We start from the raw sequence: 1,609 nt of genomic DNA on the forward strand, positions 1-1,609 counted from the left end.
TTCAGCCCTGGGTGGCGTTCCTAATCGTCCCAATTTTCGGCTTCGCCAATGCCGGGGTCTCATTCAGCGGGATGTCACTGGCATCCCTCCTCAACCCGGTGCCGCTCGGGGTCGCTCTGGGATTGTTCGTGGGCAAGCAGGTGGGGGTGTTCGCCTTCTCGTGGGTGGCGATCCGCAAGGACTGAGCGGACCTGCCAGCGAACGCCATCTGGGCGCAAGCATACGGCGTGGCGCTGCTGTGTGGGATCGGCTTCACCATGAGCCTGCTCATCGGCCTGCTGGCCTTCCCAACCTCACCAGAGTTGCAGGATGCCACGAAGCTCGGAGTGTTGCTCGGATCCGGGCTGTCGGCTCTGATTGGCGCAGCTCTTCTGGGTATAGCGAGGCCGGAGGCGAAGGCCACCAAGTCGCAGTGAAGGGGAGCGGCGGGTGGCCGGCCCCGTTCCATTTTGCCGTTACAGGTTCATCACGATGGTCAGCATCCCCATGGCAATGAACACAAGGATCATCGCGGGATAGACGGCGTAGATCAGTGACGAGGTCATGAACGGGCGCATGTCCTCGCCCTTGCGGGGACGCCCCAGAAGGAGCAGCGCTGCCGCAATACCCAGCATTGAAAGTCCAAGCATCACACCCACTGTTGTCCCCTTCAGCCTCCCTGACGGGGCTCTGATGACCGTCGGGGAAATTGTGGGACCGCTCAAGCCCTGCTCCATTCAACAAACCAGGAGCAACTCTGCTGGATTCGACCTCTGGGTCATTCGCATACAGTCTGGCAGGCAGCAGCCGGGGCAAGGTCCATGACCTGCCGCGGGCCCTCGTCTGTCCCATGAGAGTTGTCCGGCAGTGGGCGACACCGCTGCGTGAGCCTAGTCGCACTTCCGCACATCCATGCACGGCTCGCCACACCACGTATGAGCCGGGTTACGTCCTTGAGGGAGGGCCTTCGGCATCGCTGCCGGTGGCAGGCGTGAATACCTTCATTCCATTCGAGCTGAAGCTCGCGATGACGGTCCGGGCCGGCTCCGATGACAGCCAATCAAACCACGCTCGAGCGTCATGCGAGGTCTCCCGGACCAGGTAACTGACATAGTCAGTGCGCAGAACCGGATCCCCTTCCACCAGCATCTCGAGACCGCGCCGGTTCGCCTGGGCCGCCCATGTCATGCGTTCGACCAGAAGGTAGGCGCCCATGCTTCCGGCTTGCCTGAGAACGCCGGCTTCATCGCCGCGGCCCTCGATGTACCAGGTCGAGCGGGTCTGGACATTGACGCCGATGCTCTACCACAGGGACAGTTCCAGCTCCCGCGTGCCAAGCGCGGCGCTGCTGGACATGTAAGCCCCGCGCGCCGAGGCAATCCAGCGCAAGGCCTTCCTGATATCCTTCAAGCCCCGCACCCGGGCCATCTCCGCTCGCGATCCCACCAGAATGACATCACCTGAAAAGATGACCTGGGAGGGCACTTGGCTGGTTGACTGGAGCCTTTCAGCAAGGCGTCTCGGAAGGAGCGCCGCATCGGCGCCAGCGTCTGACAGCGGTGCAGTTGGGTTCAGCTCGGTGGCGGTGACGGCAATGCCGGTCTCGGCCTGAAACGCAGGCGCCAGAACC

At 63.0% G+C, this 1,609-nt stretch carries 3 protein-coding genes and 1 pseudogene; 1 reads left to right on the plus strand and 3 read right to left on the minus strand.

Features of this window, described 5'->3' with window-relative positions; genetic code table 11:
* A pseudogene (locus AC0QTX_RS27395) lies at positions 1-416 on the plus strand (Na+/H+ antiporter NhaA); the annotation flags it as partial.
* A gap of 39 nt (positions 417-455) precedes the next feature.
* Here the strand turns inward: AC0QTX_RS27395 and AC0QTX_RS27400 are convergent.
* From AC0QTX_RS27400 to AC0QTX_RS27410, 3 genes are all read right to left on the minus strand, one after another.
* On the minus strand, positions 456-638 hold the full coding sequence (locus AC0QTX_RS27400; protein ID WP_474606947.1) for a hypothetical protein: 183 nt from the start codon (positions 636-638) through the stop codon (positions 456-458).
* A 286-nt stretch (positions 639-924) separates the two neighbouring features.
* On the minus strand, positions 925-1,194 hold the full coding sequence (locus AC0QTX_RS27405; protein ID WP_474606948.1) for a hypothetical protein: 270 nt from the start codon (positions 1,192-1,194) through the stop codon (positions 925-927).
* An 87-nt stretch (positions 1,195-1,281) separates the two neighbouring features.
* Positions 1,282-1,609, minus strand: a 328-nt coding sequence (locus tag AC0QTX_RS27410; protein ID WP_474606949.1) for a hypothetical protein, incomplete at its 5' end; no start/stop codon positions are given.

The sequence above is a fragment of the Microvirga sp. jy35 genome, from assembly GCF_056148915.1.

Bases quoted from the DNA above. Each gene is read 5' to 3' on its own strand.
- AC0QTX_RS27405 (WP_474606948.1), bottom strand. From the start codon at position 1,194: ATGGGCGCCTACCTTCTGGTCGAACGCATGACATGGGCGGCCCAGGCG.